Consider the following 14,390-nt stretch of genomic DNA (forward strand, 5'->3'; position numbering starts at 1 on the left):
TTCTGGCGGGTCAAGACGCCCCCAAGTAACTAGGAGGGAGTGGCTCACCCCACGCGCTCCGTCTCACCGCCGCCGGTGCCCACCTTGGCCCGCTTTCCCGCCGAGAAGCGGTCGGACGCGAGCCTGGTCGCCGGCGCGGCCGCAGGAGAGCGCGAGGCCATGGCCGTCATCTGGGATCGGTACTCCGGCCTCGTGCGAGGTGTGCTCTATGGCGCCCTCGGCCCCGATACGAGCCTCGAAGATCTGGTGCAGGAGGTCTTCCTGTCCCTGATCCAGGGCGCCGCGCGCATCCAGGACGGGCAGGCCCTCCGTGGCTATCTCGCGACCATCGCGGCGCGGCAGGCGGCGCTCGAGATCCGGAAGCGCAAGATACGCCGCTGGGTGGGCCTCTCCCCGAGCGGGGAGCTCCCCGAGCGCGCCCTCGAGCGCGTCGACTTCGAGCATCGCGAGGTGCTCCGCGCTCTCTACCGCGTGCTCGACAGGCTGAGCACGCGCCGGCGCATGGCCTTCGTGCTGCGCCACGTCCAAGGCCTCGACATGCTCGAGACGGCCGCGGCCCTCGGCGTGTCCGAATCGACGTTACGCCGGGAGCTCGAGGGCGCGCGCGAGCTCTTGCGAAAGGCGTGTGAGCCAGCCCTCCAGGAGTTTTTGTCTCAGCGTGAAGGACTCTGGCCATGAGCGACCCCGGACGACAGCTCGATCCCGTTGCGGAGCTCCTGCAGCGCGCCGCTCGGCTGAGCGAGACAGAGCGCATCGAGGCGCGCGCCGCCTTCCTGCGCCGCGTCGACGAGGAGCAGGCTCGCGCGAGCAAGCCGCGGGCGGTCGTGCGCTGGGCTGCGCCGCTCGCCCTCGCCGGGAGCGTGTTGCTCGCTCTCTCCCTCTGGCTGCCGGAGCGAAGCCTCGACTACGTCGTTGAAGGGGCGGAGGACGAGAGCGGCTATGTGCGCGTGCCCGTCGATCACCCGGCCGCGATCACCTTCTCCGATCGGACGCAGATCCGGGCGGCGGCAGGGGCGCGGCTCCGCATCGACGAGATCAAGAACGAGAGCGGCGCCCGCATCTCGGTCGAGCGCGGCCGAGTCGACGCCGAGATCATGCGCACCGGGCACAGCGATTGGCGCTTCGTGGCGGGTCCCTTCGTGGTCCGCGTCACGGGCACGCGCTTCGAGCTCCACTGGGACGCCGACCGCGAGCGGCTCGAGGTGATCCTGCACGAGGGGTCGGTCGAGGTGGAGGGCTACGCCGGTTTCGGCGCCGTGAGCGTGCGCGCGGGGCAGCGCTTCGTGGGGGACGCGTCGGCGAGGACGCTCCTCGTCAGCGACACCGCGGCGCACGGCCCCGAGCCCGCGCCTCCCGCCGCGCAGGGAGAGGGAGCCGAGGTCGCGCCGGCGCCGCCGGAGCCCGCGAGCTCTCCGGAGCCGAGCTCCTCCGAAGATCCGGCGCCCCTGGCCGCCCCGCCGAGCGGCAAACCGTCCTGGACCAAGCTCGTTTCTCAGGGCGAGTTCCGGCGCGTCGTCCAGGAGGCCGCGGCGCGGGGCGAGCAGGCCTGTCTCGCCTCCTGTGACGCCGCCGATCTGAACGCCCTGGCCGACGCCGCTCGCTACGTGGGGCAGGGCGAGCTCGCCGAGCAGGCCCTGCTGGCCCTGCGCTCGCGCTACGCGAAGGCCGCGGGGAGCCGTGCAGCCTTCTTGCTCGGGCGCCTGCACGAGGGCCGCGGCGCCGCCGCGCGCGCCAGGACCTGGTACGAGACGGCGCTCCGCGAGGCGCCGAGCGGCCCCTTCGCCGCGGAAGCGCTCGCGGGAAAGATGCGCACGGTCCAGATCCTCGAGGGGCCCACCGCGGCGCGCGCGGTGGCGCAGGAGTACCTGCGCCTCTTTCCGAGCGGGGTCCACGCCAAGACGGCCCGACAGCTCGCCGCGCAGCCCTGATCCATGGTCCAGCGGGCGCGAACGCTCCTCGTCCTGCTGCTGCTGCTCGTCTGCCCCCGAGCGGCCTGGGCGCAGCGGGTGCTCGTCGTGCGGCCGCCCCCGCGTGACGCCACGCTCATCGAGGCCTTCGGACGGCTCTGCGCCGAGCTCGAGCTGCAGTCCTTCGAGGTGATCGCGCTCGGGAGCGCCGCGCGCCCTCCCGGGGCCGAGGAGCTCGAGCGAAAGGCGCAGGAGAGCGAGGCCTTCGCGGCTGTCGCGCTGAGCCGCGATGGCAGCGGCACGGCCGCCGAGGTGTGCATCGTGGATCGCGTGACCGGGAAGACGACCACGCGCAGGCTCCTCATCGACCCTTCGAGCGATGGCCCGATGCTCCTCGCCGTGCGCGCCGTCGATCTGCTGCGCGCAAGCCTCCTCGAGCTCGGCTCGGGGAAAGCTCCCGCTCGGGACGTGCTCGGCGTCGAGGCCCAGCCGCCCGCCCCCGAGGTGCTCCGCTTTTCCCAGGAGCCTCCCCGCTTCCACGTGCGCACCGGAGGGCTCGTCCTCTTCACGCCTCCGATCGGCGGCGGCGCGGGGGCGCAGATCGGGGCGCACGTTCGCGTCGACGAGCGCCTCCGTCTCGGCCTGCTCCTCGGCGGCCCCCTCTTCGGCGCCGAGTTCCGTGGAGCAGGCGGCGCTGCCCAGGTGCGCCAGGAGCTCGCGCTCCTCCGGGCCAGCTGGAACCTCGCGCGCGCAGCTGCCGGTCCTCACTGGGAATGGGGGCCGCTCCTCGGCATCGGCGCCTATCACCTCCAGGCCACCGGCGACGTCGCGTTGCCGCTCGTGGGGCGCAGCGAGGGATCTCTCTTCTTTGCCGCCGATGTGGGGCTGAGCGCCCAGTTCTTCTTTCTTCCGAGCGTGAGCCTCGGCTTCGAGCTCACCTGTCTCGCGCTCCTGCCGCGCCCCGTCATCGCCGTCGACGAGGCGCGCTCCGGTCCCCTCATCGCTCACGCCCTGGGCGCGCTCAGCCTGGGCGTCGCGTTTTGACGGAGCGGCGCGCGGGCGGCAGCTCGTTCTCCGAGGTCGGACGCGGCTCAGGGCATCGACCGGGCTCCTCGCCCCCGCCGCGCGCCGACGCGACGAGCTCCTCCACGAAGCGCGACGCCGGCCGGGCCGCCAGCTCCTCCCACGTCCCGGCCTGCGTCACGCGCCCCGCCTCGAGCACGGCGATGCGCCGCCCGAGGAGCCGCGCGTCGGCCGCGTCGTGCGTGACGACGATCGTCGGGAGGGCGAGCGCCTCCAGGTACCCCGCAAGGAACGCCCGCACCTCGCGGCGGGAATGGACGTCGAGCGCGGCCAGCGGCTCGTCGAGCAGCAGCGCCCGCGGGCCCACGGAGAGCGCGCGCGCGAGCGCCACGCGCTGCTTCTCGCCCCCGGAGAGCGCCTCGGTCCGGCGGTCCGCGTGCTCGGCGATGCCGAGGTCGTGCAGCGCCGCGTCCACCCGCGCGCCGACGGACGCGCCCCTCCGGCGCGAGGGATCGCTCCTCACCGCGAACGCGACGTTCTCCCGGACGCTGAGGTGTGGAAACAGCGCGTAGTCCTGCGGCACGTAGCCGATCCCGCGCCGCTCGACCGGCACGTCGACGCCGGCGGCCGTGTCGAGGAGCACCGCGCCCCCGATCTCCACCCGCCCCCGGTCCACGGGGAGCACGCCGAGCAAGAGCGAGAGCAGGCTCGTCTTCCCCGCGCCGTTGGGCCCCACGAGGGCCAGCGTCCCCGCTCCGGTCTCGATCTCCGCGTCGATGCGCAGGCGCCCGACCCGCGCCGTCACGCGGGCGCGCAGCCCGTCCGCGCCGGTCACGGCGCCGCCTCGCCGCGCCCGGCGGAGCGCCGCGCCGCGGCCCGCACGAACAGGAGCAGCGCGAACGCCACCGCGACCAGGACCATCGACAGCGCCTGCGCCGCGCGCAGGTCCGACTCGAGCGCCGTGTAGATGGCGAGCGGCAGCGTCTGCGTCCGGCCTTGCAGGTTCCCGGCGAACATGAGCGTCGCGCCGAACTCGCCGAGGGAGCGGGCCCAGCTCATCGCCGCCCCCGCGACGAGCCCCGGGGCCGAGAGCGGCAGCGCCACGCGAAAGAACACCCGGAGCGGCGACGCGCCGAACGTCCGCGCGACGACCACGAGCTTCGGGTCGACCCGCCGGAACGCGCTCGTCGCCGCCTGCACGAAGAACGGCGCCGAGACGAACACCTCGGCCATGACGACGGCCGCGGTCGTGAACGTCACCGACCACCCCTCCGGGTACAGCCAGCCGGCGAGGAGCCCGCGCCGCCCGAAGGCGAGCAGCATCGCGACCCCGGCGACCGCGGGCGGGATCACGATGGGCAGCTGCACCGCCGTCTCGACCGCGCGCGCGAGGCGCCCGCGCGCGCGCGCGAGCGTCCAGGCGAGCGGCGTCCCGAGGACCACCACGAGGGCGAGGCTGGCCGCGGTGGTGACGAGGCTCAGGCGCAGCGCGGGCCACACGAGGGGGTGGCGGAGCCCCTGCTCGACGTCCGCCGCCGTGGCCGTCACGAACAGCGCCAGGATCGGGACGGCCAGGAACGCCACGAGGACCGCGCCGATCGCGGCCAGGGCGCCCTGCTCGGCGCGGAGGCGCGCGCTCACGGGCCCGATCCGCCCGCGGACGGCGCGAGGAACCCGGCGCGCCGCAGCGCGCTCTGCCCGGCCTCCGAGCGCGCGAGGTCGACCCAGGCGCGCGCGAGCCCGGGGTGCGCGGCGCCGGCCACGACCGCGATCGGGTACGCGGCGATGACGTTGACCTCGGGCGGGATCGCCACGACGGTCACGCCGTCCTGCGCCGCCTGCGCGTCGGTCCGGTAGACCACGCCGACCTGCGCCTCCCCGAGGCGCACCTTGGTGAGCACCTGGCGCACGTTGAGCTCGCGCGAGGCGACCCTGGCCTCGACGCGCGCGCGGAAGTCCGCGCCCAGGGACGCGGACGCGCGGTCGAGGATCTGCAGCGTGTAGCGGCCGATCGGGACCTCCGGGGCGCCGATGACGATGCGGGCCGCGCCGGGGAGGTCGGCGAGCCCCCGGATCGCGCCGGCGCTCTCGCGCGCGACGACGAGGACGGGCTCGTTGCGCGCGAAGACGACCGGGCCCACGGCGCGCCCGGATTTCACGAGCTCGTCCATATGGCGCTGATCGGCCGAGGCGAACACGTCGGCCGCGGCGCCGTGCTCGAGCTGCGTGCGGAGCTCCTGCGTGCCGGCGAAGTTGAACGTGATCTCGACGCCGGGGTGAGCCGCCTTGAAGTCCTCGCCCATCGCGGTGAACACGTCCCGGAGGGAAGCCGCGGCGAAGACGGCGAGCCTGTCCTCGCGCGGGGCCGGCGGAGGCGCCGAGCGCTCGCAGCCGACGAGGGCGACGAGGCACGCCGCGACGACCAGGCGCGGCGAGGCGCGCAGCAGCCGCCTTCGAGCGAGGCTCATCCGCGAGGCTCCCGGGGGCCGCCGCCCCGCGCGCGCCGTCATGCCGCCCGCACCTCCGCGACCCGCTCGCCCGCCGGGCGGACGTCGTAGCCGAGGACCGACAGCTCGCGGCGGAACGCGCCCGAGACGAGCACGTCGAGCAGGCGCTGGAGCCGCGCGTCGGCGAGCGACGCGCGCGGGATCGCGAGGTCGTAGCGCTCCTCGGCCAGGGCGACGAAGCCGAGCCCGAACGCCATCGCCGCGTCGCGCGTGGCGACGCCGGTGTCCGCCGCGCCCATGGCCACGGCGCGCGCGACGTCGAGGTGGCCGGCGGCCCGGAGCGGCGGCCTGCGCGCGAGCTCGATCGGCAGCCCGTGACCGCGCACCTCGCGCTCGAGGAGCCGCTGGGCGCCCGCGCCCGCCTCGCGCCCGACGAGGCGCAGGCCGGGGCGGCCGAGATCGACCGCGCCGCGGATCCGGGCCGCGTCCTCGCGGCGGACCACGAGGCCCGCCTCCCAGCGCGCGAGCGTGATGAGGGCGATCGGCTCGGCGTGCCCGAGCTTGCGGACGTCGGCGACGTTCGCCTCGCCGGTGCGCGCGTCGACGAGGTGGACGCCCGCGACGTGGGCGCGCTGCCTGCCGAGCGCCTGGAGGGCCGCGGTGCTCGACCGGGGGAACCAGAGGAACCGCCCCGGCCCCGGCCGCGTGTTGAGCCGATCGGCGAGCAGCCCGAGGCCCGCCGCGCAGCCCATCACGACGACGTTGTCCTCGACCTCGGCCAGCGCCCGGAGGGGCTCGACGTCCGCCTTCCCGCGCCGCTCGCCGGTCACGATGCCGTCCGCCGCCGTCCGCGCCGCGTCGTGGTCGAGCGGGTAGGCGACCCAGCGGCCCGCGATGCGCGCCACCGCGGCGCGGCCCGACGCCGCCGGCGCGTCGAGCTCGGCGGCGATGGCGGCCGCCGCGCCCGGCGCGCCGAAGAGGTCCTCGACTTGGCCGTCGAGGGCGCGCGCGATGCGCAGCGCGACGTCGACCGCCGGCGTCGCGCGGCCCGCCTCGATGGCGCCCACGCTCTGCCGCGTGAGCCCGGCGCGCTCGGCGAGCGCCATCTGCGACAGCCCGCGCGCCTCGCGCCGCTCGCGGACCCGGTTGGCGGCTCGGTCGGCCATGGCGCGTATGCTTTACACCGAGGAATGTATGCTTGTCACCGCCTTCGCGCGCGAGCGCCCCGGCGCCCGAGCCATCCCGCTCGGCCGCCCGCGCAGGAGCGTCATGGCGCGTCGGCTCGTGCGGGACCGTCGAGCGGGCGTGAGCGCGCGCGCCGCTCGCCGCGAGCGTCCGCCGACGCTCAGGGATGGTCGCCGAGGAGCGGTCGCCACGCGCACTCCTTCGGCAAGAGAGCCCAGATGACGTCGGCGTTCGGGCGAAACCCGATCTCCCGCAGCACGCGGGGCCTCGAGATGCGGTCCATCCTGAACATTCGCGGCTCGTTCTTCCCCGTGTCCAGGGCGAGCACGTACCAGACAGGGCTCTGGACCAGGAGCCCGTGCGGCTCCACGCGCCTCCTCGACGGCTTCCCCTCGCGGTCGCGGTAGTCGAACGCGAGACCGACACCCGAGGAGAACGACGCCTCGAACAGCCTCACGAGCTCCGCGGGAGGCGCCCCGGCGCCGGCGATCACGGGCGCGCTCGCCGGCTCGCCGACGATGACCCTGCGGCAGAGGGCGCGCAGCTCTCGCGCTCGTTCAGGAGGGAGGCTGCCGAGGAGCTTGGCCAGCGCGGAGCTGGCGGCGCTGCTCCACGGGAGATCGCTCGCGGCCTGAGACAGGCGCGCGGCGAGCCAGAGCGTCACGATCTCGGCGACCGAGAGGTGCACGGCGGTGACGCCCCGGCCCGCGTCGAGCCGGATCCCCCCGCCGGGGCCGGCCTCGCCCTCCACGTTGAGGCCGCGCTCCCTCAGCGTCGCGAGATCCCTGCGCACCGTGCGGGCGCTGACCCCGAGCGCGGCGGCCAGCTCGCCGACGGTCGTCGTTCCCCGCGCGCGCAGCAGATCGGAGAGCTCCATGACGCGGAGGGCGCGCGACATATGGTGACAGAATCTGTCAGGGTTACACGCTAGTCAACGCGCATGTCCAACCCAATGAAGACATGGCCGGTCGGCCTCGGCGTCGGCGCGCTCGCCGGAGCGGCCGACATCTCCCTGATCGTCGCGGTGGACCCGGCGGCGACGCGATGGGTCCTCGTGGAGTCGTTCCTGTTCTGGACCGTCGCGGGCTGGGTGGTCGTGGCCTCCGAGTCCGGGCTCGGCCGCTACGGACACGGCATCCTCGTGACGATGCTGCTCAACCTGCCGTGGTACGTCCTCCTCGGGCCTGCCGCTGGCCAGCCCGCGCACGTGCCGCCCCTGCTCCTGATGAGCGTCGTGTTCGGCGCGGCGTTCGGCTGGGCGCGCGGGCGCGCCCTCGCGAGCGCGGCGCCCTCGCCGGCGGGGGCCCATGGCTGACAGGCTGAAGGACCTCTTCGACGAGCGGGCCGTCCGCTCGATCGCCCGCGACCTTCGCGCGGCCCATCCAGGCTTCGACGAGCGCGCCTTCGCCCGCGGCTGCCTGGCCGGCCTCGCCGACCTCGGGCTCACGGGCCGCGCCGCCCACATCGCGGACGTCATGCACCAGCACCTGCCGCAGCCGTTTCCGAGGGCGGCGCGGGTGATCGTCACCTCCCTCGGGCCCGAGCTGCCTCGGAGCGACGCGTTCGGCCTCGAGCCGCTGCGGTACATGCCGCACGTGTTCTACGTCGCGAAGCGCGGGCTCGATCACTTCGAGGACGCGATGACCGCTCAATACGAGCTGACGAAGCGGTTCTCGGCGGAGTTCAGCATCCGCTCGTTCCTGACGAGACACCCTGACGCGACGGCCCGAAGGCTCCGCGCGTGGGCCGCCGACCCGAACGTGCATGTGCGGCGGCTGGTCTCCGAGGGGACGCGTCCACGGTTGCCGTGGGCCCCGCGGCTCCGCGCCTTCCAGCGGGACCCAGGCCCGGTCATCGACCTGCTCGAGCTCCTCAAGGACGATCCCGAGCGATACGTGCAGCGCTCCGTCGCCAACAACATCAATGACATCAGCAAAGACCACCCGGCCATCGCGGCGAGCCTCTGCCGGCGGTGGCTCGACGATGCGCCGCCCGGGCGACGGTGGATCGTGCGCCACGCGCTCCGATCGCTCGTGAAGAAGGGAGATCGGGGCGCGCTCGAGGCGCTCGGCTTCGGAGAGGAGCCGAGCGTCGAGATCGCGGCGGCGTCTCTCTCCCCACGATCGGTGAAGCTCGGCGGAGCGCTCCGCTTCGCGTTCGAGATCGCGTCGACGGCCCCGCGCGGCCAGGAGCTGCTCGTCGACTGTGCCGTGCATTTCGTCAAGGCGAACGGCGCGACGCGGCCGAAGGTCTTCAAGCTGCGGAAGCTCGCCCTGCCGCCCGCGGGTCGAGCCGAGATCTCTGGCAAGGTCTCGTTCGAGGAGATGACCACCCGCCGCCACTATCCGGGCCTCCACCGCATCGATGTGCTGATCAACGGCGTGGCGCGCCCGCTCGGGCAGTTCGAGGTCATCCGGTAACAGGGCGCTCGAGCGCGCCCTCGTCGATGAGACCCGCCTCGCCCTGGAGCCGCACGCGACGGCCCGAGGCCGGGCAGGCTCATCGTCCCTGCCCGGCGAGCTCCCCCGCGCGCCAGGGCCGCTCCCGCTGGGTCGGACCCGCACAGAGCCTCAAAGAACATGCATGCTTCCCGGATTCTCGCGCTGCTCCCGGCGGCCTGCCGTGCTCCGGCGCGACGCCGGCGCGCCGGGGCCGCCCTGGGCGCGGCTCCGGGGGCAGCTTGCTCCCCGCGCCGTCCGGCCTAGCTTTTGAGAGGGGCCCAGCCATGAAGGAGCGATTGCCCTCTCGATCCGCTGGCCCGCTGGTCCCGTCGAGAGCAGGGAGGAACTTCGGTCATGCCGACGCGGACGCGCTTCGAGGCCACGGCGAGGAGGGGCTACGCCATCCTGACCCTGCTCCTGGCGATCGGCATGGCGTTCTCCATTCGACGGTTCTCGTCCGTGGCGGACGCTCAGATCCAGTGGCTGAGCGCGCAAGAGCGCAACATCACCCTCGTGGAGCGGCTCCGGTGGACCACCGAGCTCATCGTGTCTCACGGCAGGGGCTACCTCGTCTCCGGAAATCGAGAGCTCCTCGACGAGGCCGAGGACGCCAAGGCGCGCTTTCGCGAGAACATCCGCGCGCTCCGCGCCCAGCCGCTCAGCCCGACGGCTCTCCAGCTGCTCGCGGACCTCGAGGCGGAAGCCGCGCGCTTCTTCCTGCTTCAGAGAGAGCTGCTCGTCGCCCGGGAGCGGACCGACGACGCGGGCCTCATCGCGCGCCGCTTCGACGCGGAGCTGCGGCCGCTTCGCCGAGAGCTCTATCGCTCCATCGAGCGCCTCGTCGAACACAAGGAGTTTGCCATCGAGGCCGCCTATGCCGGTGAGCGGGCGGAGCGAGCCGAGCTCGTGCTGCGCCTGTACGGCCTGCTGGTCCTCTTGGCGTCGGCCGGCCTCGGGATCGCGTGGTACTTCACGAGGCGCCTCGGCAACCTGTACCACCAGGTGCGGGAGGCGCGCGAGGCCGCGCGCCGGGCGGTGACGGCCCGCGACGAGCTCATGGGCATCGTGGCCCACGACCTGCGCAACCCGCTCAGCGCCATCACGTTGAAGGCCGCGCGGCTGCGGAGGGCGGCCGGCTCCGAGCAGGTACGGCAGCAGGCGGAGTCGATCGAGAACGTCGCCAAGCGCATGGAGCAGCTCATCCGGACCATGCTCGACGCGGCGACCCTGGAAGCCAGCAAGTTCTCGGTGACGCCCGCGCCGTGCGCCGTCGACGATCTCCTGCGCGAGACCCTGGAGCTGTTCGGGCCGCTCGCCGAATCCAAGCGGGTCCGGCTCGAGCAGAGCGTGAGCGCGCCCGGGCTCGTGATCTTCGCGGAGCGGGGGCGCGTGCTCCAGGTGCTGTCGAACCTCGTCGGCAACGCGCTGAAGTTCACGCCTCAGGGCGGCCGCGTGATCCTCTCGGTCGACCGGGACAGCGAGGCGGCCCGCTTCGGCGTCGTCGATTCGGGGCCGGGGATCCCCCGCGAGGACCTCACGAGCATCTTCGAGCGGTTCTGGAAGGTCGAGGCGTCCGGGGAGAGGGGCACCGGGCTCGGGCTCTACATCGCCAAGGGGATCGTCGACGCGCACGGAGGCCGCATCTGGGCGGAGAGCGAGGTCGGGCGCGGCACCCGGTTCTACGTCACGCTCCCGCTCGCCGATCCCGCCGCGCACCGGGCGCCCGCCGCGGAGGAGGCGCCCGCGCTGTCCGCGGAGGGCGACCCTCGCGCAGGCGGGTGAGGCGCCCGCCGGGACGCGAGCCCCGCCCGGGGCGCCCTGCGCGTCACCGCCGCTCGCCGGCCGGCGCCTCCTCCCGGACCCGCGCGTAGAGCAGCACGTCGCCCACCCGCCCGTCCTTCACCACGTGCCGGCGCATCCGCGCCTCGAACGCGTAACCCGCCTTCTCGAGCACGCGCACCGACGCGCGGTTCCAGTCGAAGATCCCCGCCTGGATGCGCTCGAGGCCGAGCTGCTCCAAGCCCGCCCGCGTCAGCGCGATCACCGCCTCGGTGGCCAGCCCGCGGCCCCAGTAGGCCGCGCCGAGCCAGTAGCCGAGCTCGGCGGTGCAGCGGTGCACGTCGTCGAAGCGCTCGAGCCCGATCGCGCCGGCCGCCTCCCCGTCCACCACGATCGCCAGGGCCTCGGCGGGCTGCGCGCGCGAGGCGCACAGCGCCACCCAGCCCTCGGCGTCGGCGCGCGTGTACGGGTGCGGAAAGCGATCCCGGACGTTCGCCCAGATGCGGCGGTCGTTCGCGTTCTTCACGAGCGCGTCCACGTCGGCCGCGGTCCAGGGACGGAGCGTGAGAGAGGGGGTCTCGATGATCATGGAGTCGGTTCCTCCGGTCGAGCCTCGCCGGCTCGGGGGGTGGGTCGAGCCTCGGCTCGGGGCGTGGACCGATCGAACAGCTTCACGACCATCTCGGTCCCGATGCCGGTCGCGATCATCCGCTCGCGGCGGTTCGAGAGCAGCGCGCCGAGCCACGGCACCGCGCCCCCGTCCCCGAGCGAGAGCTCGAGGCCGTCGTCCCGCCGGACGACGAGCTGGACGAACGGCCCGGCGTAGTAGCCGAGCCCCTGCAACCGCGCGAGATCGTAGACGATCTCGACCTCCGGCCGCGCGCGCGCGAGCGGCTCGCCCACCTCGGCCACCCAGCGCTCGGCGCGCGCGAGGGGCTCCGGGCCGAGGCCGAGCGACCGCACCGCGCCCACGTAGTCCGCCGCGGCGCGCGGCAGATCCACGGAGGCGTCGCGCAGGGCCGCCTCGGACGACCCCGGCTCGTGCGCCTTCGCCCGCTGCGCCAGCGCGTCCGCGTCGAGGCCGCGCGCGCCGAGGCACGCCCGGACCACGGCCGTGTCGGAGAGGACCACGCGCAGGCCCGCCGCGCGGAAGCCGGCCGCGGGCAGCGCGCGGATGAGGTCGGCCCACACGAGGAGGTGCTCGAGCAGGGCGCGCCGCTCGCACGCGTCGTCCTCGCTCCGGCCCGGCGAGCGCGCCGCGGTCACGAGGGCGAACAGGCGGAAGTGCGGCGTGAAGCCGGGGTGCTTCGTGGGCTGCATGCGCAGCACGCGCTGGCTCGCGCAGAGGCGCAGCGGCTCGCCGCCCCGGGTCTCGCGCCGGCGCCGCGCCGCGTGCAGCGCGAGCCCGGTGGTCGGGTCGGCGGCGACCTCGGCGAAGCGCACCGTGGCGAGCACGTTGTTCGGCTCGACGCCCGCGCACGCCGTGGCGCCGAGCGGGCCGACCGGCGCGAGATCCACCGCCTCGAAGCCCTCCGCCGCCGCGTACGCCGCTGCGTCGAAGGCGTGGATGCGCCGGGCGTCCGCGGCCGACGCGTGGGTCATGGGCGCCCGCTCGGCGTGGTCCAGCACCTCGGCGAAGCTCCGCCGCAGCGCGCGCTGGCGCAGGCAATGGAGCAGCAGCGTGGTCAGCTCGTTGCCCGGCAGGCCCTCCGCGAGCAGCCGATCGAGCGGCTGGCCGGCGTGCGCCTCGGCGGCGCGGCGAGCGATGCGCGACGACAGCTCGCCCGTCCTGCCGCCTTCGGGCGCCTGCGGCCGGTGAGGCGCCTGCGGCCGGTGAGGCGCCTGCGGCCGGTGAGGCGCCTGCGGCCGGTGAGGCGCCTGCGGCCGGTGAGGCGCCTGCGGCCGGTGACTGACGGCCTGCTCCTCTCGCGCGGCGGCCGGGGTCGTGACGTCGTCGGTGGTCAGCGTCAGCGTCGGCGTCGGCGTCGGCATGGCGGGCTCCTCGTCGACACCGTGACCCGGATCTGGCACCCTGGAAAGTGCCACGGCGGCCGGTTTCGATGGTGCCAGCGCCCCCAAGCTCCCACGCCCCCCACGCCTTCCTCCGCCTGGAGCGCGGCGGGCCGGCGACGCTGGCCGCCCAGCTGGTCGAGCAGCTGCGGCGCGCCGTGCTCGAGGGCGTCCTCCAGCCCGACCACCTGCTCCCGTCGTCGCGCGAGCTCGCGCGGGAGCTCGGCGTGTCGCGCAACACCGTCGCCGCGGCGTACGAGGCGCTGGCCGCGGACGGCACGGTCCTGGTCCGCGCGCGCCGGGCGCCGGTCGTGGCGCACGTGCCGGTGCGCGCGGGGGGGCAGGGCGCCGCCCGGGCCCAGCCCGCGGCGGCCCCGCCGCGGCTGTCGCGCAGCGCGCGGCGCCTCGCGGCGGTGGTGCCTCCCGACCGGCTCGACGCGCTCCTCGGCGGCCGGCCGCGCTCGCGCCCGTTCGGCGTCGGCCTGCCGGATCTCGAGCTGCTCCCGTGGCGCATCTTCGAGCGGTGCCTCGCGCGCCGCTTCCGCTCGATGTCGGCCGAGGGCGCGCTCCACCACGATCCGCGGGGCGCGCTGCTGCTCCGGCGCGCGGTGCTCCACCACGCCGCGGTGGCCCGCGGCGTGCGCGCGACGGTCGACCAGGTCTTCATCACGGAGGGCTCGCAGGGCGCGCTGGACCTCTGCTGCCGCGCGCTGCTCGACCCGGGCGACGCCGCGTGGGTGGAGGCGTCGGGCCCGCTCGCCCTGCGCGCGGCGGTGCGCATGGCGGGCGCCCGGCCGATCGCGATCCCGGTCGACGACGAGGGGCTGCGGGTGCACGTCGGGGCGCGCCGGGCGCCGCGCGCGCGGGTCGCGTTCGTGTCGCCGGCCTCCGCGTTCCCCTCGGGCGCGCGGCTCACGCTGCCGCGGCGCATCGAGCTCCTGTCGTGGGCCGGCGGGGCGGGGGCGGTGGTCGTCGAGATCGACTACGAGGGCGAGCTGCGGTTCGACGGCTCGCCGTTGCCGTCGCTGCTCGGCCTCGACGTCGAGGGCGTGAACGACCGCGTGATCCACGTGGGGTCGTTCAGCCGCTCGCTGTTCCCGGGCCTGCGCCTCGGCTTCATGATCGTGCCGCCGGCGCTGGTGCGCGCGGTGGCCCTCGTGCGGGCGGCGTCGACGCGGTCGCCGCCGTACCTGCTGCAGGCCGCGCTCGCCGACTTCATCGACGAGGGGCATTTCGCGCGCCACCTGCGGAAGCTGAAGCAGGCGACGCGGCGCCGCCGCGACTTCTTGCTCGCGGAGCTCGGGCGCGCGCTGCCGGGCGCGGTGCGGGTGCGCGCGCCCGCGGGCGGCGCGGTGCTGACGCTGGACCTGCCCGAGGGCTCGGACGACGTGGCCATCGTGACGGCGCTCGCGGCGCGGGGCGTGGACGCGCTGCCGCTCTCGCGCGGCGCGGCGGGGCGCGCCAGGGCGTCGCGCGCGCCGGGGCTGATCCTGGGGTTCGGCGCGCACGCGGAGCCCGCGCTGAGCGAGGCGGCGCGGACGCTCGCGGCGGTGGTGGGCGAGGCGATCGGGGCGGGCGGGCGGCGGTGAGGGGAGGGC

Annotated in this window: 14 protein-coding genes; 7 read left to right on the forward strand and 7 right to left on the reverse strand. The window is 75.3% G+C overall.

Features of this window, described 5'->3' with window-relative positions:
* Positions 1-39: 39 nt before the first annotated feature.
* From WME83_RS08400 to WME83_RS08410, 3 genes are read left to right on the forward strand one after another with little or no spacing between them, the layout of a single operon-like run.
* On the forward strand, positions 40-678 hold the full coding sequence (locus WME83_RS08400; protein WP_437318735.1) for an RNA polymerase sigma factor: 639 nt from the start codon (positions 40-42) through the stop codon (positions 676-678).
* The gene (locus WME83_RS08405; protein WP_437318736.1) at positions 675-1,928 is read left to right on the forward strand and encodes a FecR domain-containing protein; all 1,254 of its coding nucleotides are present in this window, start codon (positions 675-677) and stop codon (positions 1,926-1,928) included. The genes WME83_RS08400 and WME83_RS08405 overlap by 4 nt, the downstream gene beginning before the upstream one ends.
* Before the next feature lie 3 nt (positions 1,929-1,931).
* Positions 1,932-2,951, forward strand: a complete 1,020-nt coding sequence (locus tag WME83_RS08410; RefSeq protein WP_437318737.1) for a hypothetical protein — start codon at positions 1,932-1,934, stop codon at positions 2,949-2,951.
* Here the strand turns inward: WME83_RS08410 and WME83_RS08415 are convergent.
* The 5 genes from WME83_RS08415 to WME83_RS08435 form a co-directional block, all read right to left on the reverse strand.
* Complete coding sequence (locus WME83_RS08415) at positions 2,929-3,765, reverse strand: ABC transporter ATP-binding protein (RefSeq protein WP_437318738.1); 837 nt, start codon at positions 3,763-3,765, stop codon at positions 2,929-2,931. The genes WME83_RS08410 and WME83_RS08415 overlap by 23 nt on opposite strands.
* Positions 3,762-4,571 (reverse strand): ABC transporter permease, encoded by an 810-nt coding sequence (locus tag WME83_RS08420; protein WP_437318739.1) that lies wholly within the window; start codon positions 4,569-4,571, stop codon positions 3,762-3,764. The genes WME83_RS08415 and WME83_RS08420 overlap by 4 nt, the downstream gene beginning before the upstream one ends.
* Positions 4,568-5,398 (reverse strand): molybdate ABC transporter substrate-binding protein, encoded by an 831-nt coding sequence (gene modA, locus WME83_RS08425; protein ID WP_437318740.1) that lies wholly within the window; start codon positions 5,396-5,398, stop codon positions 4,568-4,570. Before modA ends, WME83_RS08420 begins: the two co-directional genes overlap by 4 nt.
* Positions 5,399-5,436: 38 nt before the next feature.
* Positions 5,437-6,543: a substrate-binding domain-containing protein gene (locus tag WME83_RS08430; protein ID WP_437318741.1), complete on the reverse strand. Its 1,107-nt coding sequence runs from the start codon at positions 6,541-6,543 to the stop codon at positions 5,437-5,439.
* Between the two features lie 179 nt (positions 6,544-6,722).
* Positions 6,723-7,460, reverse strand: a complete 738-nt coding sequence (locus tag WME83_RS08435) for a helix-turn-helix transcriptional regulator (RefSeq protein ID WP_437318742.1) — start codon at positions 7,458-7,460, stop codon at positions 6,723-6,725.
* Between the two features lie 42 nt (positions 7,461-7,502).
* Here WME83_RS08435 and WME83_RS08440 point away from each other — a divergent pair, with 42 nt between their 5' ends.
* The 3 genes from WME83_RS08440 (at position 7,503) to WME83_RS08450 (ending at position 10,785) form a co-directional block, all read left to right on the forward strand.
* Positions 7,503-7,877, forward strand: coding sequence for a hypothetical protein (locus WME83_RS08440; RefSeq protein ID WP_437318743.1), 375 nt, complete (start codon positions 7,503-7,505; stop codon positions 7,875-7,877).
* Positions 7,870-8,982 carry a DNA alkylation repair protein gene (locus WME83_RS08445; RefSeq protein WP_437318744.1) on the forward strand — a complete coding sequence of 371 codons (1,113 nt, stop codon included), beginning with the start codon at positions 7,870-7,872 and terminating at the stop codon, positions 8,980-8,982. Before WME83_RS08440 ends, WME83_RS08445 begins: the two co-directional genes overlap by 8 nt.
* Positions 8,983-9,357: 375 nt before the next feature.
* On the forward strand, positions 9,358-10,785 hold the full coding sequence (locus tag WME83_RS08450) for a sensor histidine kinase (protein WP_437318745.1): 1,428 nt from the start codon (positions 9,358-9,360) through the stop codon (positions 10,783-10,785).
* Positions 10,786-10,828: 43 nt separating this feature from the next.
* Here WME83_RS08450 and WME83_RS08455 read toward each other — a convergent pair whose 3' ends face one another.
* Both WME83_RS08455 and WME83_RS08460 read right to left on the reverse strand, forming a co-directional pair.
* A complete protein-coding gene (locus WME83_RS08455) occupies positions 10,829-11,371 on the reverse strand; it encodes a GNAT family N-acetyltransferase (RefSeq protein WP_437318746.1) in 543 nt (180 codons plus the stop codon).
* The gene (locus tag WME83_RS08460) at positions 11,368-12,774 is read right to left on the reverse strand and encodes a hypothetical protein (RefSeq protein ID WP_437318747.1); all 1,407 of its coding nucleotides are present in this window, start codon (positions 12,772-12,774) and stop codon (positions 11,368-11,370) included. Before WME83_RS08460 ends, WME83_RS08455 begins: the two co-directional genes overlap by 4 nt.
* 68 nt (positions 12,775-12,842) lie before the next feature.
* Between WME83_RS08460 and WME83_RS08465 the strand changes: the two genes are divergently transcribed.
* Positions 12,843-14,381 carry a PLP-dependent aminotransferase family protein gene (locus WME83_RS08465; protein ID WP_437318748.1) on the forward strand — a complete coding sequence of 513 codons (1,539 nt, stop codon included), beginning with the start codon at positions 12,843-12,845 and terminating at the stop codon, positions 14,379-14,381.
* Positions 14,382-14,390: the final 9 nt, after the last annotated feature.

Origin of the sequence: Sorangium sp. So ce385, assembly GCF_051474135.1 — a bacterium.
Classification (GTDB): Bacteria; Myxococcota_A; Polyangia; order Polyangiales; family Polyangiaceae; genus Sorangium; species Sorangium cellulosum_D.